This is a genomic window from Larkinella sp. VNQ87 (genome assembly GCF_049445795.1).
Taxonomy (GTDB): domain Bacteria; phylum Bacteroidota; class Bacteroidia; order Cytophagales; family Spirosomataceae; genus Larkinella.
In genome coordinates this window covers 101613-125789 of sequence record NZ_JBMSDT010000007.1, presented here as the reverse complement: position 1 = coordinate 125789, position 24177 = coordinate 101613, and the positions used below count along the sequence as shown (strand labels likewise).

Genomic DNA, 24177 nt, shown 5'->3' with positions numbered 1-24177 from the left:
CCCTCGAACGCAGAGTGGAGCAGAAATCAGCTCAGAAAACGGATGAGGCCCTGGATGTCATTCTGGGCGATGGTCCGAAAAAACAAGTTCCTACGCCTAAACCGGCTGCCAGTCCGGAAACCGACTCCCGGAGTTCGGCTCCGCAAAATCCGTCACGGGCGGCCCGGCCGGTCGAGGGCAACCCACAAGAAACCTCAACCCTTCCTTCAGGACAATCTGAACAGGATTCGGCCTTGAATTATGTCGGAACGGTGCTCTTTACGGATCACTTATCCGACACGCCGAAAGGCGATTACCCGGGGACATTTGTGAGCAGTTCGGGCGGGGAGGTGGTGGCCCTGGACCCAGGAAGTGGCCTGTGGTTGTATCCGAACAGCAATACGGTGCCGCAACTGAAATCGTTGCCGGAGCACGTGGCGCTGGAGTTCGATCTGACGCTTCAGAATGTACCGGCAAGCCTGTATAATACCTACTTTAACGTCTATTTCCAGACACTCAGCGGCCTGAAACACAACGATCCGAAGAACCGGTACGGGGCCTTTGGGTTCAGTCTGTGGGGAGATGCCAGGGAGCATCAGCTTGATCTTTTCAATCGAAATACGTCGTTTGAAATAAAAGAGAAAATACCGTACGCCATTGCCGATCAAGTAATTGGCAAAACGACGCATTGGGTGGCGCTGGTGAATAAAAGCCGGTTACGGTTGTTCATAAACGGCACAAAAGTGGCCGACTCACCTAATCTGCTTTCGGGCATTCAACCCACGACCATTAATTTCCGACTGAACGGTACGAAAAAAGAACAGAATCAGCGCTTTATTTTATCGAATGTGAAAATTGTCGCCGTTGAAAAAGACTTGCGGACGCAGTTGATGGAAGAGGGACGGTTTACCACCTCCAGTATTCTGTTTGCAACGGGGTCGGACCGAATCGAAGCGGAATCGTTCGACTTACTGGATAAAATAGGGCGGGTGTTAGCTGGTAAGCCAGAGACCCGGTTTTTGATTGTCGGACATACCGACAGTGACGGCGACGTGGCGACCAACCAGAAGCTGTCGGAACAACGGGCGTTGAGTGTGCGCAACTACCTGGCAAACAAATTCAAAATTGCTGAAAACCGTCTGGAAATCATCGGCAAGGGTGAAAGTGAGGCCATTGCTGACAACAGCACCCCCGATGGCAGACGGCAAAACCGGCGGGTGGAGTTTCGGAAACTGTAGCCCTTCGAACAGACACTTGAAAATACTGTACTGATTCCATAAACCAACAAAAACCGGCTCCCCTGACACAGGAAAGCCGGTTTTGCATTCAGCGGAACCAACTCAATTCGCGTAGCTGATAAACCGCTGCGCTTCTGTGGCGGGGATGGCACCCACTTCGACCTGGCGGACGATGACGTGCTGGCCGCTGCTGATTTCGAAGTAGTACGTTCCGGTTTTCATCCCCGAAAAATCAAACTTCCGCCAGTGGCTGGCCCGGGACTTGCCCACCGACTCCTGGTAGAGCACACTGTTGCGGGCGTCTTTCAGGCGGATCGTCACGCGCTTGGGCTGACGAACCGCCAGCATCAGGTTGATTTTTTCGCGCTGGCCCAGAAACAGGTTCACGTCAAAGGCGCTTTGCTCCGCTTTGGCATCGTTGCCATCGGTCCCCTGGGCGTTCGATACGGGGACAATCAAGCCGAAAAAAAGAATCATTAGTACTTGTTGTGCAATCGTTTTCATGATGTGTGGTTGTTTAAGTTCGTGACAAAGGTCAGGAGTTTTGGAATATTAGCAAAACGAATTATTTTTGTTGAAATCATGAATTTTACTCATCATGGAAATCCGGCATTTGCAAATGGTGAAGGAGGTAGCGGCCTCGGGCAACCTCACCAAAGCCGCCGAGCGGCTGTACCTGACCCAGTCGGCGCTGAGCCATCAGTTGAAGGAAATTGAGGGCTTTTTCAACACCCAGTTGTTTATTCGGGACAAAAAGCAGATGCGGCTGACCGAAGCCGGGGCCGTGGTGCTGGAAGCCGCCGGGAAGATTCTACAGGAGGTGGCCGAAACCAAAGCGAAAGTCAAGTGCCTGACCGACAAGGATGCGGGCGAGGTGCGGCTCTGTACGGAATGCTACACGTCCTACCATTGGCTGTCCGGTTTTTTGCGGACGTACCGGGATGTATACCCGAAAGTGGACGTGAAAATCGACATCGAAGCCACGCATTATGCCGAGCAGCATTTGCTCGAAAACAAGATCGACGTCGCCATACTGGAAGAATCCAACAACCCCAAACTGACGTACACACCCTTGTTTCAGGATGAATTCATGGTGATTGTGGCCCCCGACCACGAGTGGGCGCACCGGGGCTGGGTCGAACTGGAGGAGTTTGCCGACCAGAATTACATCATGTACAACATTCCGGAAGAGGAAAGCTCTAATTACAAGCTGCTTTTCAAAAACCGGCGGCCCCGGCGCGTGTACAAAATGACGCTGACGGAAGCCATTCTGGAGATGGTGAAAGCCGGTATGGGTGTTGCGATGCTGCCCAACTGGGTCGTTCGGCCGTACCTGCGCTCGGGTGAACTGGCGGCAGTTTCGCTGACCGAAAAACGGCTGCTGCGGACCTGGTATGCGGCCACGCTGAAAAACAAGCAATTGCCCCCGTATACCGGCGCATTCATTGAAAAGCTGGCGTCGTACATGCGCGAACTGGACGGCTACGCGGTCATGTGTCCGGCCTGAAAACCGGGTTTCGACCGGATTTGAACAAACCTGAATGTCTCCTCTTTAACCAAACCGTTTGTGTCTTCTTCTCCCGATTCAGCGCCCTTGCCCCGGCGACTGGGCTTTTGGCAGGCCACGGCCCTGAACATGATTGATATGGTCGGCATCGGACCGTTTGTGGTCTTGCCGCTGGTGATTCAGCTCATGGGCGGACCGCATTTTCTCTGGGCCTGGATTCTGGGTGCGGTCATTTCGCTGATCGATGCGCTGGTCTGGTCGGAACTGGGCGCGGCTTACCCGCAAGCTGGCGGGAGCTACAACTTTCTGAAAATCGCCTACGGTGAAAAGCGCTGGGGCCGGATGCTGTCGTTTCTGTATGTCTGGCAAACCATGATCCAGGCCCCGCTGGTGGTGGCCTCGGGAGCCATCGGTTTTGCGCAGTATGCCTCGTACCTCATTCCGCTCGACGGCTGGGAACGCAAGGCGGTTTCGGGGGGTGTTGTGATTCTGATTACGGCCCTGTTATACCGTAAAATTGAGTCGATTGGCCGGATTAGTATTCTGTTGTGGGTGTGTGTACTGGCGACGCTCGGCTGGATCATCTGGGGCGGTTTGACGGGCGGTCAACAGCCGGTTTCGCTGGCCCTGCCCTCGGGCGACTCGCTGTCAGGACTGTTCGGAGCCGGTCTGGGAATTGCGTCGGTCAAAACGATTTATTGCTACCTGGGCTATTACAACGTCTGTCACCTGGGGGGCGAAATCCGCAATCCGGCGCGCATCATTCCGCTCAGTATGCTGGTGTCGGTGGTGGGCATTGCGGTTTTGTACCTGGCGATGAACTGGAGCGTGGTGAGCGTGATTCCGTGGCAGGAAGCGCAGCACAGCGAGTTCATCATCAGCGCGGTTGTCGAGCGGTTGTACGGCACGCGGGCGGGTTCCGTCGCGACCCTCATGGTGCTGATTGTCGCTTTTTCGTCTTTGTTTGCGGTTTTGCTGGGCTACTCGCGGGTGCCCTACGCGGCTGCCGCCGACGGGCAGTTTTTCCGGGTCTTTGCCAAACTACACCCGACGCGCCAGTTTCCCTACATTTCGCTGCTGTTTCTGGGCGGTTTGGGCTTCGGGTTTAGCCTGCTATTCCGCTTGTCCGACGTGATTACGGCTATTCTGGCGATGCGGATTGTCGTTCAGTTCATCGGGCAGGCCGTGGGCTTGCTGCTGTTGCACCGCCGAAAACCGGCCAGCGCCTTCCCGTTCCGGATGCCGCTCTATCCGCTGCCGGTTTTGCTGGTCATCGCCGTCTGGACCTACATCTTCCTGTCGACTGGCTGGACCTTCATGCTCTCTGGCCTGACGGTCATCGGGCTGGGCATCATCGTGTTTTTGATGACGGCCAAAATCCGGAAGCAGTGGCCGTTTGACGCGGGGGAGCAAGCCGTTGGGAAATGAGTCAGGCGGTTTTTGAAAACCGGATTTTTCGACTTTCTTTATTACTAACATGGCTGAAAATGGGCTTAATGTGTCTCATCGTTGCCATTTGTAATTAATTCACTGTATCTTGCGTTTCTCATTCAGGTACGTAAATACGTACTGAATTAACTACGCAAAATTATGCAAGTGCTTAATTACACGGATTTTCGGAAGAACTTACGGGAAAAATTCGATGACGTGACGGATAATGGCGATACCGTGATTGTGAATCGAACCGATAACAAGGCCGTTGTGATCCTTTCGTTGACCGAATACAACTCCTGGATCGAGACGATGCATTTGTTACGTTCCGAGAAAAACCGCCAACGTCTTCTGAATGCCATTTCCCGCAGCGAAGAGGGTGATCATCAGTCCCATGATTTAATCGAGGAATGAAATGACCTTAAGTTGGGATCGCGATGCCTGGCAGGACTATCTGTATTGGCAGAAAACTGATAAAAACGTTCTCAAGCGAATCAATGAACTAATTAAGGATTGTTTACGCACCCCGTTTCAGGGGATCGGAAAGCCGGAAGCGTTGAAGGAAAATTTACAAGGGTACTGGTCGCGCCGTATCACCGAGGAACACCGGTTAGTCTACACGGTCATTGATGATCGACTTCACATTATTCAGTGCCGGTATCATTATTAACCCTTTTCGCGGTGATCGGGCTGAGCATCGTCGCTTTTTTATATACCTTATCTTCATCAGCATACGCGATCATTCATGTCTGATAACACCCCATCGCCTGTTTCGCAACTTACGCCCGATGAGCAGGACAAACTCCGGGAATTGACCACCCAAAGCTGGAACCTCGAATTAGCGATCTCCGGGGTGGCCATGTTCGCCATCCTGCAATTGCCCGATCTGCTGGAGTCGGTCTTCAGCTACCTCCGGTATAATTACATGACGCATACCACGGGCGCTGCGATGATGTTTCCGTCGCTGGCCTACAGCCTGATTCGGGCCACTTGCCACGTCTTGTTTGCGGCTTTTCTGGCCAATTTTGTCATGCGGGCGTTTTGGGTAGGGCTGGTCGGTCTCCTGGCCGTTTTTCCCTCGGGCATTCGCTACGACCGGATTCCCTTCTCTACGCCGTATGCCCAGCAACGCATGGCCGACGAACTGGGTCCCCTGGACCGCTACATTCTTTGGCTCGACAAACGGTGCAACATCGTGTTTGCCCTCGCTTTCCAGTTCGTCTTCTTTCTGGTGGTGGTCGCCTTATTGTACTTGCTGGGGTTACTGATCTACTTAGTTATTCAACCCAACGTCCCGGCCAACGTCTGGCTGGGAGTCAAAATTGCATTAGGCGCGCTGGTGGCCGTGTTCTACCTGGCCATTATCCTGTTGAGTCAGAAGAAGGTGAAAGAAAGTCCCAGGGGCATTCGACTCCACTACCGGCTTGCGAAGCTGATGCAACTAATGATGATGGGCCTTTACCGACACACTTCCTATGTTACCAATACGTTCTACAGCAATATCCGGTCGGGCAAGCTAGTTCAGTCGGCAGTGATTTTTATGCTGGTATTTTTTGGCGTGTTTATCCTCGAATACACCAACGATTTTTCCCGTGTCAATGGGCGGATATCGCCGTTCAACAGCCGACACCTTTACTCGGATCGTGTCGATAGTCTCTACATCGAGCCTACGGTCTACGACAATCAGCGCCCCGAGGGGGCCTTTATTGGCGCGGCTTCCATCCAGGCAGACGTGATTCGGGAACCGTACCTGCGCTTGTTCATTGCCTATCCCAAAGCACTCGACACCTTGCTCAAACAGGTAGCCCCCGAACCAGCCTGGAGCGATACGCTGTCGAGGCAAGCGCGTCGGCAGCAGTATGCGATCTGGAGCAGCCAGCAGATTCGAAAGCTGATCCGCATCACGGTCAACGATTCGGCCTATGCCCAACCCAACCTGCTATTTGCCAAAGCCGGGACGCAGGAGCAACGTGGCTGGCAAACGGTGTTGGTACCGGGTAATCTTAAAACAGGTCACAACCTGCTCCGCGTGGCCCTGCAAGACCCCCGAAAAAAAGAAGCTGATCCGCTGGTGTCGATTCCGTTTTGGTATGTACCTGAACCATGATGAAAATGGCTCTGGGTTACTATGTTGCACTTATACGACAGCAAATTCATCAGTATGTACGAAGAGTTGATTAGTAATCTGTCCTTGAATGACAAGCCGAATAACAACGAATTTTCCGAACTGGTTGATCGATACAGTTCTGTTCTTTCGTCTGACTACTTAGAATTTATTAGGCTACATAATGGGGCTGATGGGCTTGTTGGAGACAACTATTTGTCATTGTGGCCGATCGCTGACGTACTTGAAGTGACACAATCTCTTCAAGCTGACGATGACCCTTACAAGGAGTTCGTCATTATTGGTTCCACAGGCTACTTTCACTATGGAGTTCGCGATCGGGTGTTCTACGAACTGGATATGATAGATCGCAACTATTCTAAAGAAGTGGGTAACAACTTAACAGATTTTTTAAGGACGTTCAAGTAATAATATCAGCAGTAATTGGTAGAATAAAAGCTACTTAAGTGCCATTCTTCAGGATAAGACTACTCTTAGGGATTCCACTCAACATAAAAATACTAATCAGCTAATTCTGAAAAAGTACAAATATCAGCATTCTCAATATTGGCTCAGACACCGCTGAATTTATTCGGTTATGGAATCCGGCGAAACCGTAATCCGCCCCCGCCGGTTTTATGGGTCATCGTCGGCTGGCCCTTCATGCTCTCCGGCCTGACGGTGAGTGGGCTGGGCATCGTCGCCTTCCGGATTACCGCCAAAATCCGGAAGTAATGGCCGTTTGATGCGGGGGAGGAAGCCGTTGGTACAGGGAGTGAGTAAGGCGATTACACTGGAATAACCATAAACTAGCCAGAATTGGCTTAATTTCGTTACTTATTCGCCAACTTTATGGTAGCATGCAGATCAAAAACCGGAAAACTATGAAAGCGATTAAACCCCAATACATTACTGACGCCCAGGGCAACCGCGTGTCGGTGGTGTTACCCCTTCAACAATGGCAACACGTGCTTGAAGAATTGGAAGAACTTGATGATATTCGCCAGTATGATCAAGTTAAAGCTCGTCAGGAACCGACAATTCCACTGGATGAGTATGTAAAAAAACGTCAGCAGCGCACCAATGGCTGAGTATCAGGTTGTTTTAACCCGTACTGCTCAAAAACAGCTAGACAAACTCTCGGATGCTGTTGCTGGCCCCATCCTGGAAGCAATGCAAAGTTTGGCCCAGAATCCGCGCCCACCCGGTTGCAAAAAGCTCAAAGGGCGAGCGGGCTACCGGGTGCGGAAGGGTGATTACCGGATTATCTATGATGTATACGATGATGTCTTAGTAGTGGAAGTGGTGGCTATCGGCCACCGGCGGGACATTTACGAATAGGCGCTTCTTTTAGAAAGCCTATACATGATCGGTTTCACCTCCTACATCCCGTAATTTTTCAATTTGTGCTCGCCAGCGCTGGTTTTTCCCGGCAATCCCAAACGGCTATTCCCGCGCCGAATCCGTAACGCCACCTCCCAACTGCCCCCGCCAGTACTCCCGGCTGTACACCCGCTGAAAGGGCCAGTTTTTCATCCGAAGCGCAAACGGCGTGTAGGCGTGGGCATCTTTCGGGCTGCTTTCGTAGTACAGATCGTCGTCGGTCAGCAGTAGCCCGGCGTAGTGGTCGGCGGTTTTGCGGGTGAGGTCGGCAAAGGGGAGTTCTTCCACCAGCCCGGTTTGTCCATCTTTCAGTTCGTCTTTCAGCAAACGCGCGCCCGGCACGCGGTCGGTCCGGCGGGGCTGGGGCACGTAGGCACCTTCGGCCACCGACAGGGCGTATTCGAGGTATTGCTTCAGGATTTTGGGGCCTTCGTTGGCGGTATTCTCCACAGTCAGTTGCTGTGGGTAAATGCTCGTGACCACATACACCCGTTCCCGCGCCCGCGTGACGGCCACATTCAGGCGGTTTTCGCCCCCTTTGGCGTTCAGGCTCCCGAACTGCGCCGACAACCGACCCCGGGCGTCGGGCGCGTAACCGACGGAGAAAATGATCACGTCGCGCTCGTCGCCCTGTACGTTTTCGATGTTCTTGACAAACGTGCCTTCCGCAACCGGCTCAGGCTGAGAGGATTGAGTAGATGCCGAACCAGCCTGCAAAACCGCCAGCGCCTGTTCCTCCAGCAACTCCTGGATCAGTTGCTGCTGCTGAAAGTTGAACGTAACGACCCCGACGGTGCGCCCCGGCAATTCGGTCTTCAGTTGATCGATCAGTTCCAGCACGGCGCGGGCTTCGGCTTCGTTCGTGTTGTTCTCCCAAACGCCCTTGACGTTCCGATACCGAATGGCGGGTTCCCGGCGGTTTAGCTGGTGGAAATCGGGCAGAAGCTGGAGCGAGTTTTTGTAAAAAAGCCGGTTTGAGAAATCAATCAGGTCAATCGACCGACTCCGGTAGTGGCCGCGCAACTGCGTTTGCGGGAAATAATGCGTGGCCAGATCGAGCAGTGATTCCACTTCCAGTTCGACCGGCGTTTCGTCGCCGGGGGCGGTTTCAAACCGGATGCGGTACAGATCGCTCGGTTGCAGTTGCTTGCTGTCGCCGGTGATCACCACCTGTTTGGCGCGGTACATCGCCGGAATGCCGTTTTCGGCAAAACACTGCGAGGCTTCGTCGAAAATAACGAGGTCAAACAGCCCCGGTTGCATCGGGAAAATGGCCGACACCGACTCCGGCGACGCCATCCAGCAGGGCACCAATTGGAACACTTCGTCCGAAAACTGCTCCATCAGTTTCCGAACCGGCCAAATATTGCGTTTTTTGGTGACCTGATGGTTCAGGTCGCGGTAGGTGACGAGGTTGTTCAGGCGGTTGAAGGCCAAATTCTGGTACGTCCGCTCGCGGAGTTTGACGAGCAGAATCTGGCGGCTGAGGGCCTGTTTTTTCTGAACGCTTTCCTGAAGCGTGGCTTCCAGTTGGTTGATTTTCAGCGACGAGACCCCGCGCAGGATCGGGTTTGCAGTTTCGAGATGCTCGATCCAGGCCAGGTGCAGGCCGTTCAGAAACCGCTCGACCAACAGCGGTTCGCCCAGCCGCTGCACCACCTCGCGTTCGGCCGCTGTAAAGTTTTCCCGCAACCGGTCGGCTTCAACCAGCAAATCAATGTCCTGTTCCAAACTCTGTAGCAGCGCATCGGTTTGGGCCGGTTCCTGCCAGAGCCGCTGGATTTGCGACTCGCTCAGCAACGCTTGCCAGTGATTCCGTTGCGCCGTGATCTTCCGGCCGGTTTCGAGCAGTTGCCGGGCGGTTTCGATAAAACCGCCCAGCCGTTCGAGCCGGTTTTCGGGGAGTTGGGCTAGCCACGGAAGGGCGGTCAGTCGGCGGCTGGCTTCGAGCGCCTGCCGGATCAGCCGAACGGTTTGACCGGCGTTTTCGGGTGTGATGGCTTCCCCGGTTTTCTGTCCGATTTGCTGGCGGAGCAGTTCAAACCGGATGCGACGCTGTACTTTTTCGAGCAAAACCGGCAGAGTTTCGTCTGAAAGCGTCAGGCCGTTGGCGGCTGCTAGTTGTTGCAACCCAGTCTTGTCTTTGCTAAACAAGCCCCAAAACGTCCGGCCCACGAACGACGATCGGCTTGCGATGGCTTCCTGCAATCGCTGGGCCGCATTGGGCAAGTCGCCGACCGGCAGGCTGCGCTCAATGCCGTTGCCGCCCAGCACTTCCCGAACCTCGTTTTCCAGCCGTTCGAGTTCGTCCGGCTCCGTGTGGGCCAGCGGGTGATGAGGCTGTTGCTGCAACCGGCGAATCCATTGCCAGCGGGCATCAGCAGGCTCGGCGCTCAGGAACGTCAGCAGGGTGGTGGTTTCCCATTCGTCTTCCTGCACGGTTTGCCAGTCGGTTAGCAAGTAGGGGCGGTTGGTCAGCGTTTGGGCCTGTTCCGTGACGGTTTTGACAAAACCGGGTAGTTCATGGAGCAACTTTTTCAAAACCGGTACCTGGCCGAACGAAAAACCGGCGAAGGAAAGCCGGTCGGCCCAGGGGTGGTTGGGGCCAAGTCGCTCTCGATAAGCGCCGTATTCGCGGAGTTTTTCGACAAAACCGCCGACCGAATTGGGTCGAAATTGCTGATATAAATCGTGGAGCGGAATAGCCGCCGCCGTCGGATCGCTGCTCAGGTACAGTTGTTTGACCGAAACGCCCGCTTCGGATTCGTCGAACAAGGCGGTTTTGAAAGCCTGCAACTCGCTGAGCGTCTGGTCAATTCGGCGGCTTTCCTGATCGAAATTGCGTTCCAGCAAAATGGCATCCAGGCCGTAATTCTGTTTGCGGTATTCTTCGACGCGCTCGATTTGCCCGGCGATCTGGTCGTACAAAGTCTTGCGGTCGTTCTTGAAATCATGAATCAGGGCCGAGAACGGCTGCATCCCGACCTGCCGCAGCCGTTCGTACACCACGTCGAGAGCCGCCCGTTTCTGACAAACCAGCAACACCCGCTTGCCCTGCGCGGCAAAATCGGCCATCAAATTGCCGATCAACTGCGACTTTCCCGTGCCCGGCGGCCCCTGCACCACCATCGACTTCCCGGCTTTGATGCGCCGAATGGCTTCCTCCTGCGAGGCATCGATGGGCAACGGCGTGTGCAGAGTCTCTTCCCGAATGGTTGGCAGCGGGGTTTGAGCAGGGGGCAATAGGCGCGAGGTAGCATCCGGCTCTCCTTCCTCACTCTCCATACCCAACACCCCATGCCCTCTGCCCTCTGCCCTCTGCCCCATGCCCTCCGCCCCCAGCAACGTCTCGTAATCCGGCACGAGGTACGAACCGGCCTGCGGAAAAATGCCCAGCACGGCTTCGGGGTAGAGCTTCAGTTCGCCGGTGCGTTCGAGCTGGTCGAGGTCGGTTTTTTTCAGGGCGTTGAACCACTGCAACTGATCCGTGAACAGTTCCTGGTTGAAGTTGATTTCTAACGGGCTGGTTTTCAGCCATTCGTAGAGCTGGGTGCGGAAAACCGTCGCGTCTTTGTCGTATTCGTCCAGCGTGTGTTCGAGCACCGCGTCGGGCAGGATGTACTGGTTGTAATAGGCATATGCCAGCAGGAAACTGCGGTTGAGCGTAATCGACTCGTCGGCGCGCCGGACCAGCAGCCATCTGTTGCCCTGTTGCTGGAGGTGAACCGGAAAAAACACCAGCGGGCCGTGGATGACGGAACCGTCGGCCAGCTTGCCCCGCACGAACGGATAGCCTACGTACAAATCCTCCGAACCGCGTTCTTCTTCGATAAACCGGTCCGTCCGGGCAATTTTCCGAAGCTTTTTGCTCACCTCGTTGACTTTTTCCAGCCGGGGGTCGAGCACATCGCAGAGCGGAATGGCCGGCCGCCGGGCGATCAACTGCCGGATGAGGTCGAACGAGGGTTTGTTGTCCAGAAAATCCGTCTCGTGCAGATCCAGAAACTGCTCGGCGGGCAGGCTCGTCAGCAGCAGCGAGCGGTTGCGGCTGCTGAGGTTGGTCAGTCGTTTGAGATATGCTTTGAGGACGGTTTGGGACAACATACGATTTTAATTCACCAGACGATTCCTTACGAATTGCATAAACTCGCGAATCGCGTCTTCAATTGTTCAATTTTGAAGGTCAGTGTTTCAAACCGTTGATAATCCCGCCAGGAAGAGGCTTCGTCTACTTGATCGTCTTTGTACAACTGCTCAAATTCTTCCGGGGTGGTAACGTGGTACTGGGTCTGGAGTTCAACCCGTTCAGCCCATAACTCCCGCAGTTTTCCTTCCAGAAAATACCGCAGACTCTGCTGAATCACTTCGTCTTTGGTCAGCCCCAGTTGGCTGGCAATCTGATCGACTTGTTGCGTTACATCCGTGACCATGATTTCAAGTTTTAAACGTACCCACGGACTTTAGTCCGTGTTTTAATGGCTAACTTTTTCGAGTAGAAAGCTAAGAAACACGGACTAAAGTCCGTGGGTACGGGTACGTTAGACCTGCACTTCCTCTTCCTGTTTCGGGGTTTTCTCCGGAATCAGCCAGGACGCCACAATACTAACGCCCAGGATGGTCAGGATGACATACAGCGAGTAAACCGTCTCAAAACCGTGCTCTTCCAGCCAACTGTGGAAGATCATCTTCAACCCGATGAAGGTCAGCAAAACCGCCAGACCGGTTTTCAGGAACCGGAACTTGCTCATGATGCTCGACAGGAAGAAGAACATCGACCGCAGCCCCATGATCGCAAAAACGTTCGAGAAAAAGACGATGTACGGGTCTTTGGTGATCGAGAAAATGGCCGGAATCGAGTCGACGGCAAACACCAGGTCGGTGAAGGCGACGACAATAACGACGATGAACAGGGGTGTCACGAACAGCTTGCGGTCGGATTTCCGGCGGACGAAAAAGTGGTCGATCACATTCCGTCGGTAGACGTTCAGATACTTGGCCGTCAGCTTCACCACCGGATGGTTTTTGGGTTCCATTTGCTGATCTTCTTCTTTCTCAAAGAACAGCTTTACGCCCGTGTAGACCAGGAAGGCCCCGAAAATGTAAATGATCCAGTCGAACCGCTGCAACAGGGCCGAGCCTACGAAAATGAAAATAAACCGCAGGATGATGGCCCCCAGAATCCCCCAGACCAGAATCTTTTTGTAAAATCGCTCCCGGACGCCGAACGATGCGAAGATCATGATGAACACGAAGATGTTATCGGCCGAAAGGGAGTATTCGACCAGGTAACCGGTGATATATTCCAGCGCCATGTTGTTCTGGAAAACCGCCAGACTCTGCTCAAAATTGCCGGGAATCAGCGCAACGTGGTCGGCGTACAGGTTGCGGACTTCTTCCAGCCGCGCCATGTCGGTGATGCCGTGGACGAGGTAGCCGTAGTTTTTAATGAAAAAGTAAAAACCGATGGACAAGGCGACCCAGATGGCGCTCCATGTACCGGCCTCCTTAAAACTGACTATGTGGCTTTTCTGCTTCGAGAATGCCCCAAGGTCGAAGGCCATGACCACCAGCACAAAGAGAGCAAAGCAGGCAAAAAATATGGTTTCGTAACTCATGCGTCGAAAATCAATAAAATTAGCGTTTTAGGTACTTTCTTCCAGAAAACCGGAATTGACTTTGGCACAAAATTGGCCGGGAATTTGATAGTTGTATAAACAAATAAAAGCATTGGTGAAACTCATCGCAATATAGCGCTAATCAGTAACAGGTTATGATTTGGGTTGATTCCTTATTTTTGCAAATATGTATCATAACAAGAAAGTTGTCGTTGTCTTACCCGCTTACCGGGCCGCGCTGACCCTGGAACGTACCTACCGCGAAATACCGTTCGATATTGTCGATGAGGTGATTTTGGTTGACGACGCCAGCCCGGATAATACCGTTGAAGAAGCTAACCGCCTGGGCATCCGGCATGTTATCCGCCACGAGAAAAATAAAGGCTACGGCGGTAATCAGAAGTCGTGTTATCGAAAAGCGTTGGAACTAAAGGCCGATATTGTAGTGATGTTACATCCTGATTATCAGTATACACCGAAGCTGATTGTCGCGATGGTGAGCCTGATCGGCAACGACTTATACCCCGTCGTATTCGGTTCGCGAATTCTGGGGAAAGGGGCGCTGAAAGGCGGGATGCCGATGTATAAGTACATTGCCAACCGGTTTTTGACGCTGACGCAGAACATCCTGATGAACCAGAAACTGTCGGAGTACCATACCGGTTACCGGGCTTTTTCGGGTGAAGTGCTCCGGAGTCTGGATTTTACGCACAACTCCGACGATTTCATTTTCGATAACGAGATGATCGCCCAGATTTTCCACAAAGGGTACGAAATCGCTGAAGTCACCTGCCCCACGAAATATTTTGAAGAAGCTTCTTCGATCAATTTCCGGCGCAGCAGCATTTATGGCCTGGGCGTGCTGGCCGTTTCGATGCGCTACCGGCTGCACCGATGGGGAATACTGCGGTGGAGAGTATTGTCTGAACCCGGATTACGCGGATTGAAAGATTAAACAGGATATAAGGATATAAAAGATTGCGGCAGCCATCCCGGTTAATCTTTTAATCTGTGGAATCCCAGTTCAAGACAATCCGTGTAATCCAAGTTCAAGACGGTTCTGGACGGTTTTGGGTATTACGGTTTTTGGGCGGACGATCTCCAGAATCATCGACTCTAGTGTCAGGCCCGGGCCGAAGGCGCAACTCAGGATGTTGCCGGTGCTGGAGTCATCGAGCAGGTGTTGCTGAATGGTTTTCAGGACAAACAACACCGTGGCCGATGACATGTTGCCGTACCGACGCAGCACCTCGTAGGCAAACCGGTTTTCGTGCGAATCGATGCCCAACTGCTGCTCGATGACTTCCAGTATTTTCCGCCCCCCGGGGTGCATGGCGTAATGGGTGATGTCTTCGATGGCCAAACCGCCGTGTTCCAGCAGCCTTGAAAGCGCTTTGCCGATGCCCTGCCGGATAACGGTGGGTACCTCGGAGGTCAGTGTCATTTCAAAACCGTAATCGTTGATGATCCAGCCCATCTCGTGCTTGCCTTCCGGAAACAGATCGCAGAAAAACGTCCGCATCCGGAACGCGGGCGTGTGTTGCTCCGGGTCGGGTTGCGCTTCGACCAGCACGGCGGCAGCACCATCGGCAAAGAGGGCGTTCGACAAAAGCTGATCGTCGTCGGTTTTTTTCTGAAAATGAATCGTGCACAGTTCCAGGCAAACGATCAGGACGCGGGCAGACGGATCGGCCCGCACCAGCGCATCGGCGGTTTTCAGCGCGTTGAAGGCCCCGTAACAACCCATGAAGTTGATGGCTGTCCGGTGAATCGTGGTCGGCAGGTGCAGGGTTTCGATGAGGTCAATGTCTAGCCCCGGCGCATACATGCCCGTGCAGCTTACCGTAATCAGATGCGTGGGCCGAAGTGGCTGAGTCAGGCTTTGCTGGACATCCTGGATAGCTTTCAAGGCCAGTGGCAAGGCTTCCTTTCGGTAAATATCCATCCGTTGCCCAACCGTTGGAAAAGGTTCAAGATCAGCGGTATTGGGAAAAAATGTATATTGATCCGGCGAAGCGCCGTAGTCGGGCAGCACCGAATGCCGCCGGTCGATGCGGGTCAGGCGGTAAAGGGCCTGAAGCTTTCGGCGTCCGGATTCGTCAAGCTGAAGCGCGTTCGCCATAAATGAGGCAATTTGCAATTGCGAAAAGCCGTGTTTGGGCGCGGCCGTGCCAATGGCGGTGATGTAGCTATCCATGTAATCCAGATCCTGGGTGTCGGCCTCGGCCGGGTTAGTCAGTCTATAACCAAACGCCTAACTTGAATGTTAGATAGTCCACTTCATTCTTAGCGATTCCGGCTTTATGACCTTTCGTGCTGTCTGGCTCCATCTGCGGGTGCCGTTCTCTTTTTTTCTGTTGCCGGTTTTTCTGTTTGCCCTCACGCAGTCGTCGGCGCTTCGGGCGGGAACACTCGATTGGGGACGGGTTGCGGTCGTCTGGGCCGTCATTCACCTGCTGTTGTATCCCGCCAGCAATGCCTACAACAGTTATTTCGATAAAGACGAAGGGAGCATCGGCATTCTGGAAACGCCCCCGGCCGTCGATAAAACGCTGTTTTACGTGGCCTGGGCGCTCGATGGGCTGGCGTTATTGATCGGGAGCTGGATCGGTTGGCCTTTCGTAGCCTATTTACTGATTTATGGGCTGATTTCCAAGGCGTATAGCCATCCGGTCATCCGGTTAAAAAAATACCCGGTTTTGAGTTGGCTGGTTATCGGCCTGTTTCAGGGCGGTTTTACGTACCTGATGACTTTACAGGCCATCGACGAGTTGCCGGTTTCGGCACTGACGCAGGCTCGCCCGTTGCTGGCGGCTTTGCTTTGCACCCTGAATTTGCTGGCGGTGTACCCGATTACGCAGATCTACCAGCACGAGGAAGACGCCCGCCGGGGTGATCTGACGATGAGTCGGCTGCTCGGCGTTCGGGGAACGTTCCTGAACGCATTGGGGTGGTTTATGGCCTCGCTGATCGGTTTTTATGTGTATTTTCAGGGCGAACCGGAATTCTGGTTGTTACCGGTTTGTCTGTTACCGGGCATTTTGTATTTTCTGTTCTGGTACCGCCGGGTTCATCAGGACGCTGGCCAGGCCGATTTTCGGTCGGCCATGACCATGACGTTATTGTCGGGTACAGGTTTGAATGGTTTCTTTGTTTTTCTGCTGGTTTTAATTCGTTCATAATCAGAAATGAAGGGCCGTTTGAGCCGTCAGACTTAAATTTTTTTCAAAAAAGTACTTGCCAAACGACGCTAGCCCCTTATATTTGCATCCACAAAACGCCAAACACGGCGTGATACGCGAAAGTAGCTCAGCTGGTAGAGCGCGACCTTGCCAAGGTCGAGGTCGCGGGTTCGAACCCCGTCTTTCGCTCAAAGCACCCTTCGAGGTGCTTTTTTTGTAAATGCGGTACTCCGCGCCGGGATGGCGGAACAGGTAGACGCGCAGGACTTAAAATCCTGTGGGCAGTAATGTCCGTACGGGTTCGATTCCCGTTCCCGGTACCCAATCCCGCTAACAAGGGAAAATAAAAGAAACAAAAGGCTCTGTAAATCAGGGCTTTTTGTGTTTTAGAGCCTTCGCATTTTCCTTTGGTTCCGCCTACGGGTCGTTTCTTGTCGTTTCATCCATACTGGTTTTGTAAATCCGTCTCTACTTTTATACCCGTTCATTTCGATTATTACCCGGTTGCGCTAAAAGGTAATTGCGATGACGGCCAACGTCTTACCCTGACGGCCGTGCTTACTTACCAGCGCCGAAGCCCTCTGGTTGTTCTCGTTCCCCACGGCCCGTTGGCGAACGAGTTGAGTGATAATGAGGTTGCTGTGAAATTATTTTGAAGTCACTTTCGATTGAAATACCATCATCGGTGGGTGTTTAACTAGACATTGATTCTTATATTTGAATCCGACCACTGGGGTAAATAGCCTGATTTAGAGAACACGACAAGGTGTTCAATTCCTTTAAAACTCAATGAAAGAGAAGGTGTTAGTTTTAGGGGCAGGTATCCAGGGTATCTCCTGCGCATTAGCTCTCAGAGCATCAGGCTACGCGGTAACCTTACTTGATCAATGCCATGAACCATTCAGCCGGACTAGTTTTTGTGGAGAAGCTAAAATTCATTTAGGCTATGTCTATGCGAATGATTCCTCTTTTCAAACAGCCTCTTTACTGCTGAAGGCCGCGATGCACTTTGCTCCTTTGCTGGATCGTTGGACCGACAATCAACTGCCCTGGGCCGATTTATGTTCTACGCCCTTTACCTATGTCGTTCACCGGAATTCCATGCTGGCACCGGATGCATTAATCGCGCATTACAACCGAATTGGGGATCAATACCAGGAATATAAACTGGGCGGTTTGCATTATTTGGGGCAGCATCCGGAACAACTCCTGGTGAAGTCACAAGCTTTACCTGCTTCCCTGAATCCTGACTTCGCCCAAGCCAGCATCCAGACGCAGGAAACGGCACTTCATACCGCTGAATTCGGTCCCCTTCTAAGCCAGATCGTAAAACAAAAGGGTGTCTGCTTGCGCATGAACCGGAAAATCGAGTCGGTCGAGCGAACAGCCAGTGGATTTCGGGTCCGGGGGCGACGACCTGATGGAACTTCCTGGTCGGAAGAAGGTGGAATTGTGGTGAATTGTCTGTGGGATGGGCGGTTACAAATTGACGCTTCGCTGGGTATCAAGCCCGCCAGGAACTGGGTATACCGGCTGAAATATCGTCTGTTGGGCCATTTACCGATTACTATGAAAATTAAGGCGTCGTACACGGTGGTGTTAGGACCTTTCGGCGATTTGGTCACCTATCCCAACGGCTTAACGTATGTATCCTGGTATCCAACGTGCATGCGGGGCTGGTCAACCGAACTACAACCTCCCCCGGAATGGGAAGCGGCCAATCCCGGCCCTCAAAACGTTGACCAGATCCCCTGGTTGGCAGAAGCCTTACAGGAGTTTAATGCTATTTTTCCGGGGTTGCGCCATTTCGAGGTGAAAAAGGTAGATGCTGGCGTTATTTTTTCCTGGGGTGAAACCGATATTGATGATCCGGTCAGTGAATTACATCGCCGGTATAATATTGGCGTCAATTCCTTTGATGGTTACTTTTCCATTGATACCGGTAAATTCACCTGCGCGCCTATGTTTGCCCGGGAACTGCTGGACTACCTTTCCTGACTCAGCAATGGCCACGGATTATCCTCTGGTAACACTTGCCTTTCCGCTGTATCGGTCAGCCCGGTTTCTATCCGTTATCAGGGACAACATTGCGGCTTTTACCTATCCTAACCTGGAAATCATCATCTCGGATCGGCATGGGTTCGACGACGCGCTTGCCCAACTTCAGGCGCAGTATGCAAACGATTCCCGCTTTCGATTTATCCGGGCCACGGATCAGATCGATTGGGTGTCGCATTACAATGAATTGTTGCGATTGGCCACCGGCACTTATTTTTGCTGGATGCCCCACGATGACTCATACCCAGCCGAGTACATTTCTCAATTAGTTGATTACCTGGAAAACAACCCCGACCGTATAGTCGCTTTTGGTCAACTTAATGGCATCAGCTACGATGGCGCCCAACCCGTACCGGCCTTTTGTAATCAACCGGTGCCGACCCTGACGGGCCATTATTATCCGTTGCGTGAAGCGCTTTGGATGGTCATGTTCTGGACAATTGGCATCCCATTTCGTGGCCTTTTCCGACGCGAGCCCCTATTGCGCGCGAATTTATGGATCCATCCCACAAAGGACAACGTGGCTCCGGATGTGTATTGGATGTTTGGCGTTGCTTTGTTGGGACGGTTTGGTCCGGTACCAGAGTGCTCTTGCCTGAAACGGTTCTACCGGGAAAGCACCCATGTCCAATGGAAGGATGGAGCCCGCCAGCGCCTGGAGGCTTTCCGGGTGTTGTATGGCTATCTGAAACGTTCTGGCCTGAATCCGATTAAGGTGATAGGTGGAACCGTTGTCCTGGCCAGTTGGACCCTGCTTCGTCTGATAGCCTACCTGGGTGGAACCAGCCCTGTTTTTAAAACCGTCAAATCCACCCTAAAAAGAGTAATTTTTGGGCGAATGCTTAAAGCCTCCAACTACCAAAGATAGTTGATGCCGGGCACTGAAGCTAGCACCAGGCCAATACCGTCTCATCCAACTCATAAAACGTCACCTCACGACTCTCCGCCGGTTTCCGATAGGCCAGGGCCGCCGGATATTGAGGAGCACAGACAAAAGACCGTACCGTCCAGGTGCCACCTGATTCGCCCGGTTTGATACTCAATGGATGGGAGCCAGCCAGGGCCGGAACGCTCCGCAGGTCATCGTCCAGGCCACGGCCCAACGCCTTCAACAGAGCCTCTTTCCGGGTCCAGAGGGTATAAAAATGAGCGGGATTTTCTCGGACAACCTGCTGTTCGGCCAGTGTGAAATGGGAATGAACAATATCCGTGTGGGTAAAGGAAGGATTGACTTGCTCCACATCAATGCCAACCGGTTGGCTGTCGAACGCATACACGATCCAGTCACCGGAATGGGAAACATTGAACGCTGGCCCTTCCGCATGGGCGAGACTGGGTTTGCCAGCATCCGGTTTGAACACCACCGTAGCCGGTTTTTGCTGGGTAAATCCGGCCAGCAACTGGCGCAGAAGCCCCCGGCCAACCACATACCGGGCCTGGTCGAACGGGCGCACAAAGCGGTCCGCACGCGCCCGTTCAGCAGGTGACAGGCAGGCGGCCAGGTGTGGAACAAAGGCTTCAAACCGGCTTAGATTGGCCCGCATAACGACCAAAACCGGTGTGACAGGGCAATCGGACACCGGATGCCAGTCAACTGGTTGTGCCAGATCATCGATTTCAACCAGCGAAGATTGAGTTGTCACGATGTTCGGGTTTCGTGTTCCCTCCGGATCAGTGCTTCCTGAATGACTCGGGCGGTTTTCTGGTCATTCGGCGCGTCGAACATGGTGCGGTGATCGCCCGAAACTTCGTAGACCGTAACACCCTGAAGCGCGTATTTCTTCCAGCCCAGAAAGGTGAAATCCATGACGAAATACACCCGTTTGTCCGCCCGTAACAAGACGACATGACCATTGAACGGTCTGAGCACGTAGTTTCGGTAGGCACATTCCTGTTTTTCGTAAATGCCGCTCATCTGGAGCGGTACTTCAGTGGGTTTTTCCCGCAAACCAAGGGCAATCAGGAGGCCGTTGATTCGCCGGGTTAAATACAGTTTCTGGTAGGCAACCGTTTCGGCGGGGTTGGTGAAAAACGAACCGATCAGCCATTTCAGCTTGGGATACTGACGCCGAAGCCGTTTGTACAACGTGCTGGTAGTAAGGCTCTTCGAGGTGATAATTTCCGCATCCGTATCCAGCATGATCACCATGTTGACTTTTTTCCCTTTGGCATCCAGTAGCCGGGCCATCTCGACGGCAATATACCCACCAAACGAATAACCGGCCAGGTTATAGGGGCCCGTCGGATTCTGTTCAAGCAGTTCACCGACGTAAAAAGCCGCCATCGCTTCAATACTCTCTAAGGGCTCATCCTGTCCGTCGAGGCCCAGCGCCTGAAAACCGTATACCGGCTGATCGGGGTCCATGTGGTCAGAAATGCCTTTAAAAATCAGCACGTTAAGGCCGTCGCCGTGAACAAAGTAAATGGGAGGGCGGGTTCCGGTCGGTTTGATCGGGACGAGGCATTTCCAGGTCGTTACCCGTTCCTCTTTCTGAAGCAGAATAGCCAGCTTACGGATCGTCGGGTATTGAAACAGGGTTGAAAGGGGCAGGCGTTTCCCGGTTTCTTTTTCAATGCGGGTCATCACCTCCACGGCCACCAGCGAGTGCCCGCCCAGCTCAAAAAAGTCGTCGGTATCCTGAATGGTTTCCAGCCCGAGCGCATCCGACCAGATGGCCGCCACCAATTCTTCCTCCGGTGTCCGGCCCCGGCCAGCCTCCGACGCTGGCCGTTTTTCGTCCGGTTTTGGCAGAGCCTGCCGGTCAATTTTCCCGTTGGGCGTCAGCGGCAGTTGCGCCAGCAGCACGAACTCCGTCGGCACCATAAACTTGGGCAAAGCGGCCCGCGCCCGTTGTTTCCACTGCTGCTTCTGATCCGGCGATGCCAGAACCGGTGTTTCGGTTGGGGCGGTTTTCGGCACCACGTACGCAATCAGGTGCGGATCGCCGGGCCGGTCTTCGCGCGCGACGACGACCGCTTCCCGGATGTCGTCGGCCCCGATCAGCACCGACTCAATTTCGCCCGGTTCGATGCGGTAGCCCCGGATTTTCACCTGCTGATCGATCCGGCCCAGGCAGTGGATTTCGCCGTCGGCAGTCCATTTGCCAAGGTCTCCGGTGCGGTACAGCAAGCCCGGTCCAAACCGGTTTTCGACAAACTTCTCCGCCGTCAGTTCGGGTCGGTTATGATAGCCCCGGGCCACACCTTCTCCGGCCAGCGTAATTTCGCCCACCGACCCCACGCCCAGTCGGTTTCCGTCGGCATCAAGAATGTACACCTGCGTGTTTTGAATCGGGCGGCCAATGGTAATGACGGGGTCGGAGGGTAAAATCTGTTTTCCGGTTGAATAAATCGTCGTTTCCGTGGGGCCATACAGGTTCCAGAGGGACGCAGAGCGGGCCGTCAGTTTTTCGGCCAGGTCTTTCGACATCGGTTCTCCGCCACAAAGCACTTTCAGGGGCAGGGCGGTTTCCCAACCGGCCGCCAACATCATCCTGTACGTCGCGGGTGTGGCCTGGATCACCGAAATTCGCTCGTTTTCGAGGAGTTCGAGTAGCAATCGGCCATCGCGCGTCGTGTCGGTATCGGTCAGCACAATCGTGGCTCCGGTCAGCAGCGGCAGGAACAGTTCGACCCCCGCAATGTCGAACGAAATGGTCGTAATGGCCAGCAACCGGTCGTCCGACGTCAGGCCCGGCCAGGCAACCATACTCATCAGCAGATTGACCATGTTGTGGTGTTCAATCAGCACGCCCTTGGGTTGACCGGTTGAGCCGGAGGTATACAGCATGTACAGTAAGTCGCTGCCGCTGAGAGGAATGCCCGGTTCGGTGGTCGGCAAAACCGCTGCTTCCGTCAGCGCATCTTCCACCACCCGTTCGATGGCCGGGATGTTCAGCCGACCAGCGTATTTCCGCGACGTGACCAGCATCCGGGCCGCCGAATCGGTGAGCATGAAGGCCAGCCGGTCGTGCGGATACAGCGGGTCGAGGGGCAGGTAAGCCGCTCCGGATTTCATGACAGCCAGCAGCGTGATGAGCATTTCCGGCGACCGACTGACCGACACGCCCACGACATCGCCGGGACGGATGCCGTGGTTAATCAGGTAATGCGCCAGTTGGTTGGCGGTTTCGTGCAGGTGCCGGTAGCTAAACTGCTGATAGTGAAACTCAAGGGCGGTTTTTTCGGGAAACCGGGTGGCGGTTTCAGCCAGCAGCCGGTGGAGCGGTGTTTCGCTCGGATAGGGCGTCGTGGTTTCTGGGCCATCCGAAGTTTGATCGGGGGTGTCGACCACGGCCCAGGTCAGCGTATCGACGCGCACGGCCGGGTCAGCCACGAGCGTCCGAAGCAGGTTTTCAAAGCCCGCCATCATCCGGTGGATGGTTTCGGCCGTGAACAACTGCGTATTGTACGACCACTCCAGCGTCAGGGCCGTTTCGGAACCGGTCGCGTTCAGAAAGATCTCGAAGTTTTCGTAAGCGCGCGGGTTGCTACTCAATTGATACGATAATCCGTAAAAATCCACCCCGTCGGCCAGGCCCATATCAACGTTGAACACCACCGGCACCAACGGGATGCGGGCGGGGTCGCGGGCGATGCCGAGTTTTTTCAGTAAGCGCCCAAAGGTTAGCCGCTGGTGGTCGTAAGCCGCCAGCAATTCCGATTTTCGCCGTTTCAGGAAATCGATAAACCGCACCGATTCCGTCAATTCCGACCGTAGGGGCAGCAGGTTGACGCAGTGCCCGATCAGCCGGTAATGGCCCGTTGCCGACTGCCCGGCCGCGGGCAAACCGATGGCGATGGTTTGCTGGCCCGTCAGCCGGTGCAGCCAGGCATCGAACGCCGTGACGAGGGTGGTTACAAAACTGCATCCGGCCTGGCGACCCATCGTTTTCAGGGCCGCGACCAGCGTGGCATCCAGCTCGAAATCCAGCCGCTCGCTTTGGTACGTGCGCGGGGAAGGGCGCGGAAAATCGGTCGGCACGTCAACCACCGGAACGCCCGGTTTGTACTGATCGAGCCAGAACGCTTCGATTCGGGCGTAGTCGGCGCTTTGCTCAAAAACTGCCTGTTCGGCGGCATACTGGCTGAACGAAACCGGATCGGGTAGCGCCACGAACTGGTTCTGAACATGGGCCGAGTACAGCGCGCTCAATTCCTGCATCAGAATGCCCATCGACCAGCCGTCGCAAACGATGTGGTGGGCCGTCAGGATCAGGTGCGATTCGTAAGGCGATGCCTTCAGCAACGAAACTTTAAACAGTGGTCCGTGGACCAGATCGAAGCAGAATTCAGCCTCCTGCCGGACATAATCGGCCACAGCCTGCGCCTGTTCAGCGGATGAGCGTTCCGACAAATCCGCCCAGTGGACGGCAACCGGCTGGTCGCGGAAAACAATCATCTGCCGGGCGTCGGCGCTGAAAGCCGCCCGCAGCGACTTGTGCCGTCGGACAAGCTGCTGCACCGCCGTTTCGAGGGCCGTTCGGTCGGGCACCCCCCGAAAATGCAGGGAGACCGACTCGTTGTACGCCCGGCTGGCGTCATTGCCCCCCAGCAGGCAGGCCATGCCGATTTCCAGTTGGGGTTCGGAAGTCGGAATCAGCCGTTCAATTTCCGGTCCTGCAAACGGGTTATAATCAACCGCCTTGACGCTGACCGGGACTTTGAAATCAACCATGAG

At 54.1% G+C, this 24177-nt stretch carries 21 protein-coding genes and 2 tRNA genes; 16 read left to right on the top strand and 7 right to left on the bottom strand.

Going from position 1 to position 24177, the window contains the following annotated elements; all coding sequences use genetic code 11:
- Nucleotides 1–14: 14 nt before the first annotated feature.
- Nucleotides 15–1217 (top strand): OmpA family protein, encoded by a 1203-nt coding sequence (locus ACO2Q8_RS13615; RefSeq protein ID WP_423345371.1) that lies wholly within the window; start codon nucleotides 15–17, stop codon nucleotides 1215–1217.
- Between the two features lie 102 nt (nucleotides 1218–1319).
- Here the strand turns inward: ACO2Q8_RS13615 and ACO2Q8_RS13610 are convergent, their stop codons facing one another.
- Entirely contained in the window at nucleotides 1320–1721 is a 402-nt protein-coding gene (locus ACO2Q8_RS13610) for a hypothetical protein (protein WP_423345370.1), read from the bottom strand.
- A gap of 94 nt (nucleotides 1722–1815) precedes the next feature.
- Here ACO2Q8_RS13610 and ACO2Q8_RS13605 point away from each other — a divergent pair, with 94 nt between their 5' ends.
- The 9 genes from ACO2Q8_RS13605 to ACO2Q8_RS13565 all read left to right on the top strand — a co-directional run bounded on the left by ACO2Q8_RS13605 (nucleotide 1816) and on the right by ACO2Q8_RS13565 (nucleotide 7600).
- Nucleotides 1816–2724: a LysR family transcriptional regulator gene (locus ACO2Q8_RS13605; protein WP_423345369.1), complete on the top strand. Its 909-nt coding sequence runs from the start codon at nucleotides 1816–1818 to the stop codon at nucleotides 2722–2724.
- Nucleotides 2725–2784: 60 nt separating this feature from the next.
- Nucleotides 2785–4152, top strand: coding sequence for an APC family permease (locus ACO2Q8_RS13600; protein WP_423345368.1), 1368 nt, complete (start codon nucleotides 2785–2787; stop codon nucleotides 4150–4152).
- A gap of 162 nt (nucleotides 4153–4314) precedes the next feature.
- Nucleotides 4315–4569 (top strand): type II toxin-antitoxin system Phd/YefM family antitoxin, encoded by a 255-nt coding sequence (locus ACO2Q8_RS13595; protein WP_423345367.1) that lies wholly within the window; start codon nucleotides 4315–4317, stop codon nucleotides 4567–4569.
- A 1-nt stretch (nucleotide 4570) separates the two neighbouring features.
- A complete protein-coding gene (locus ACO2Q8_RS13590) occupies nucleotides 4571–4825 on the top strand; it encodes a Txe/YoeB family addiction module toxin (protein ID WP_423345366.1) in 255 nt (84 codons plus the stop codon).
- A gap of 75 nt (nucleotides 4826–4900) precedes the next feature.
- Nucleotides 4901–6262 (top strand): hypothetical protein, encoded by a 1362-nt coding sequence (locus tag ACO2Q8_RS13585; RefSeq protein ID WP_423345365.1) that lies wholly within the window; start codon nucleotides 4901–4903, stop codon nucleotides 6260–6262.
- Between the two features lie 54 nt (nucleotides 6263–6316).
- Nucleotides 6317–6688 carry an SMI1/KNR4 family protein gene (locus ACO2Q8_RS13580; RefSeq protein WP_423345364.1) on the top strand — a complete coding sequence of 124 codons (372 nt, stop codon included), beginning with the start codon at nucleotides 6317–6319 and terminating at the stop codon, nucleotides 6686–6688.
- Nucleotides 6689–6826: 138 nt separating this feature from the next.
- Complete coding sequence (locus tag ACO2Q8_RS13575; RefSeq protein ID WP_423345363.1) at nucleotides 6827–6994, top strand: hypothetical protein; 168 nt, start codon at nucleotides 6827–6829, stop codon at nucleotides 6992–6994.
- A 149-nt stretch (nucleotides 6995–7143) separates the two neighbouring features.
- On the top strand, nucleotides 7144–7350 hold the full coding sequence (locus ACO2Q8_RS13570) for a hypothetical protein (RefSeq protein ID WP_423345362.1): 207 nt from the start codon (nucleotides 7144–7146) through the stop codon (nucleotides 7348–7350).
- Nucleotides 7343–7600, top strand: coding sequence for a type II toxin-antitoxin system RelE family toxin (locus ACO2Q8_RS13565; RefSeq protein WP_423345361.1), 258 nt, complete (start codon nucleotides 7343–7345; stop codon nucleotides 7598–7600). Before ACO2Q8_RS13570 ends, ACO2Q8_RS13565 begins: the two co-directional genes overlap by 8 nt.
- A gap of 105 nt (nucleotides 7601–7705) precedes the next feature.
- On the opposite strand, the gene ACO2Q8_RS13560 is transcribed toward ACO2Q8_RS13565, so the two are convergent.
- The 3 genes from ACO2Q8_RS13560 to ACO2Q8_RS13550 form a co-directional block, all read right to left on the bottom strand.
- Nucleotides 7706–11746: an AAA domain-containing protein gene (locus ACO2Q8_RS13560; RefSeq protein WP_423345360.1), complete on the bottom strand. Its 4041-nt coding sequence runs from the start codon at nucleotides 11744–11746 to the stop codon at nucleotides 7706–7708.
- Nucleotides 11747–11772: 26 nt separating this feature from the next.
- The gene (locus ACO2Q8_RS13555) at nucleotides 11773–12072 is read right to left on the bottom strand and encodes a hypothetical protein (RefSeq protein ID WP_423345359.1); all 300 of its coding nucleotides are present in this window, start codon (nucleotides 12070–12072) and stop codon (nucleotides 11773–11775) included.
- 108 nt (nucleotides 12073–12180) lie between these two features.
- Nucleotides 12181–13257 carry a TerC/Alx family metal homeostasis membrane protein gene (locus ACO2Q8_RS13550; RefSeq protein WP_423345358.1) on the bottom strand — a complete coding sequence of 359 codons (1077 nt, stop codon included), beginning with the start codon at nucleotides 13255–13257 and terminating at the stop codon, nucleotides 12181–12183.
- Between the two features lie 187 nt (nucleotides 13258–13444).
- Here ACO2Q8_RS13550 and ACO2Q8_RS13545 point away from each other — a divergent pair, with 187 nt between their 5' ends.
- Nucleotides 13445–14212, top strand: a complete 768-nt coding sequence (locus tag ACO2Q8_RS13545; protein ID WP_423345357.1) for a glycosyltransferase family 2 protein — start codon at nucleotides 13445–13447, stop codon at nucleotides 14210–14212.
- A gap of 69 nt (nucleotides 14213–14281) precedes the next feature.
- Here the strand turns inward: ACO2Q8_RS13545 and ACO2Q8_RS13540 are convergent, their stop codons facing one another.
- Nucleotides 14282–15454 carry a type III polyketide synthase gene (locus tag ACO2Q8_RS13540; protein WP_423345356.1) on the bottom strand — a complete coding sequence of 391 codons (1173 nt, stop codon included), beginning with the start codon at nucleotides 15452–15454 and terminating at the stop codon, nucleotides 14282–14284.
- Between the two features lie 106 nt (nucleotides 15455–15560).
- On the opposite strand from ACO2Q8_RS13540, the gene ACO2Q8_RS13535 reads away from it, so the two are divergent.
- The 5 genes from ACO2Q8_RS13535 to ACO2Q8_RS13515 all read left to right on the top strand — a co-directional run bounded on the left by ACO2Q8_RS13535 (nucleotide 15561) and on the right by ACO2Q8_RS13515 (nucleotide 19365).
- Nucleotides 15561–16439 (top strand): UbiA family prenyltransferase, encoded by an 879-nt coding sequence (locus ACO2Q8_RS13535; RefSeq protein WP_423345355.1) that lies wholly within the window; start codon nucleotides 15561–15563, stop codon nucleotides 16437–16439.
- Between the two features lie 116 nt (nucleotides 16440–16555).
- Nucleotides 16556–16628 (top strand) — tRNA-Gly (locus tag ACO2Q8_RS13530).
- 45 nt (nucleotides 16629–16673) lie between these two features.
- Nucleotides 16674–16759 (top strand) — tRNA-Leu (locus ACO2Q8_RS13525).
- Between the two features lie 469 nt (nucleotides 16760–17228).
- Complete coding sequence (locus ACO2Q8_RS13520; RefSeq protein ID WP_423345354.1) at nucleotides 17229–18437, top strand: FAD-dependent oxidoreductase; 1209 nt, start codon at nucleotides 17229–17231, stop codon at nucleotides 18435–18437.
- A 7-nt stretch (nucleotides 18438–18444) separates the two neighbouring features.
- Nucleotides 18445–19365, top strand: a complete 921-nt coding sequence (locus tag ACO2Q8_RS13515; protein WP_423345353.1) for a glycosyltransferase family 2 protein — start codon at nucleotides 18445–18447, stop codon at nucleotides 19363–19365.
- 19 nt (nucleotides 19366–19384) lie between these two features.
- Here the strand turns inward: ACO2Q8_RS13515 and ACO2Q8_RS13510 are convergent, their stop codons facing one another.
- Both ACO2Q8_RS13510 and ACO2Q8_RS13505 read right to left on the bottom strand, forming a co-directional pair.
- Complete coding sequence (locus ACO2Q8_RS13510) at nucleotides 19385–20140, bottom strand: 4'-phosphopantetheinyl transferase family protein (RefSeq protein ID WP_423345352.1); 756 nt, start codon at nucleotides 20138–20140, stop codon at nucleotides 19385–19387.
- Nucleotides 20137–24174, bottom strand: a complete 4038-nt coding sequence (locus ACO2Q8_RS13505; RefSeq protein WP_423345351.1) for a non-ribosomal peptide synthetase — start codon at nucleotides 24172–24174, stop codon at nucleotides 20137–20139. Before ACO2Q8_RS13505 ends, ACO2Q8_RS13510 begins: the two co-directional genes overlap by 4 nt.
- Between the last annotated feature and the right edge of the window lie 3 nt (nucleotides 24175–24177).

What these genes read in the sequence shown, in the direction of transcription:
- ACO2Q8_RS13610 (WP_423345370.1), bottom strand. Translation starts at nt 1,721, where the DNA reads ATGAAAACGATTGCACAACAAGTACTAATGATTCTTTTTTTCGGCTTG.
- ACO2Q8_RS13605 (WP_423345369.1), top strand. Translation starts at nt 1,816, where the DNA reads ATGGAAATCCGGCATTTGCAAATGGTGAAGGAGGTAGCGGCCTCGGGC.
- ACO2Q8_RS13595 (WP_423345367.1), top strand. Translation starts at nt 4,315, where the DNA reads ATGCAAGTGCTTAATTACACGGATTTTCGGAAGAACTTACGGGAAAAA.
- ACO2Q8_RS13590 (WP_423345366.1), top strand. Translation starts at nt 4,571, where the DNA reads ATGACCTTAAGTTGGGATCGCGATGCCTGGCAGGACTATCTGTATTGG.
- ACO2Q8_RS13585 (WP_423345365.1), top strand. Translation starts at nt 4,901, where the DNA reads ATGTCTGATAACACCCCATCGCCTGTTTCGCAACTTACGCCCGATGAG.
- ACO2Q8_RS13580 (WP_423345364.1), top strand. Translation starts at nt 6,317, where the DNA reads ATGTACGAAGAGTTGATTAGTAATCTGTCCTTGAATGACAAGCCGAAT.
- ACO2Q8_RS13570 (WP_423345362.1), top strand. Translation starts at nt 7,144, where the DNA reads ATGAAAGCGATTAAACCCCAATACATTACTGACGCCCAGGGCAACCGC.
- ACO2Q8_RS13565 (WP_423345361.1), top strand. Translation starts at nt 7,343, where the DNA reads ATGGCTGAGTATCAGGTTGTTTTAACCCGTACTGCTCAAAAACAGCTA.
- ACO2Q8_RS13560 (WP_423345360.1), bottom strand. Translation starts at nt 11,746, where the DNA reads ATGTTGTCCCAAACCGTCCTCAAAGCATATCTCAAACGACTGACCAAC.
- ACO2Q8_RS13555 (WP_423345359.1), bottom strand. Translation starts at nt 12,072, where the DNA reads ATGGTCACGGATGTAACGCAACAAGTCGATCAGATTGCCAGCCAACTG.
- ACO2Q8_RS13550 (WP_423345358.1), bottom strand. Translation starts at nt 13,257, where the DNA reads ATGAGTTACGAAACCATATTTTTTGCCTGCTTTGCTCTCTTTGTGCTG.
- ACO2Q8_RS13545 (WP_423345357.1), top strand. Translation starts at nt 13,445, where the DNA reads ATGTATCATAACAAGAAAGTTGTCGTTGTCTTACCCGCTTACCGGGCC.
- ACO2Q8_RS13540 (WP_423345356.1), bottom strand. Translation starts at nt 15,454, where the DNA reads ATGGATAGCTACATCACCGCCATTGGCACGGCCGCGCCCAAACACGGC.
- ACO2Q8_RS13535 (WP_423345355.1), top strand. Translation starts at nt 15,561, where the DNA reads ATGACCTTTCGTGCTGTCTGGCTCCATCTGCGGGTGCCGTTCTCTTTT.
- ACO2Q8_RS13520 (WP_423345354.1), top strand. Translation starts at nt 17,229, where the DNA reads ATGAAAGAGAAGGTGTTAGTTTTAGGGGCAGGTATCCAGGGTATCTCC.
- ACO2Q8_RS13515 (WP_423345353.1), top strand. Translation starts at nt 18,445, where the DNA reads ATGGCCACGGATTATCCTCTGGTAACACTTGCCTTTCCGCTGTATCGG.
- ACO2Q8_RS13505 (WP_423345351.1), bottom strand. Translation starts at nt 24,174, where the DNA reads ATGGTTGATTTCAAAGTCCCGGTCAGCGTCAAGGCGGTTGATTATAAC.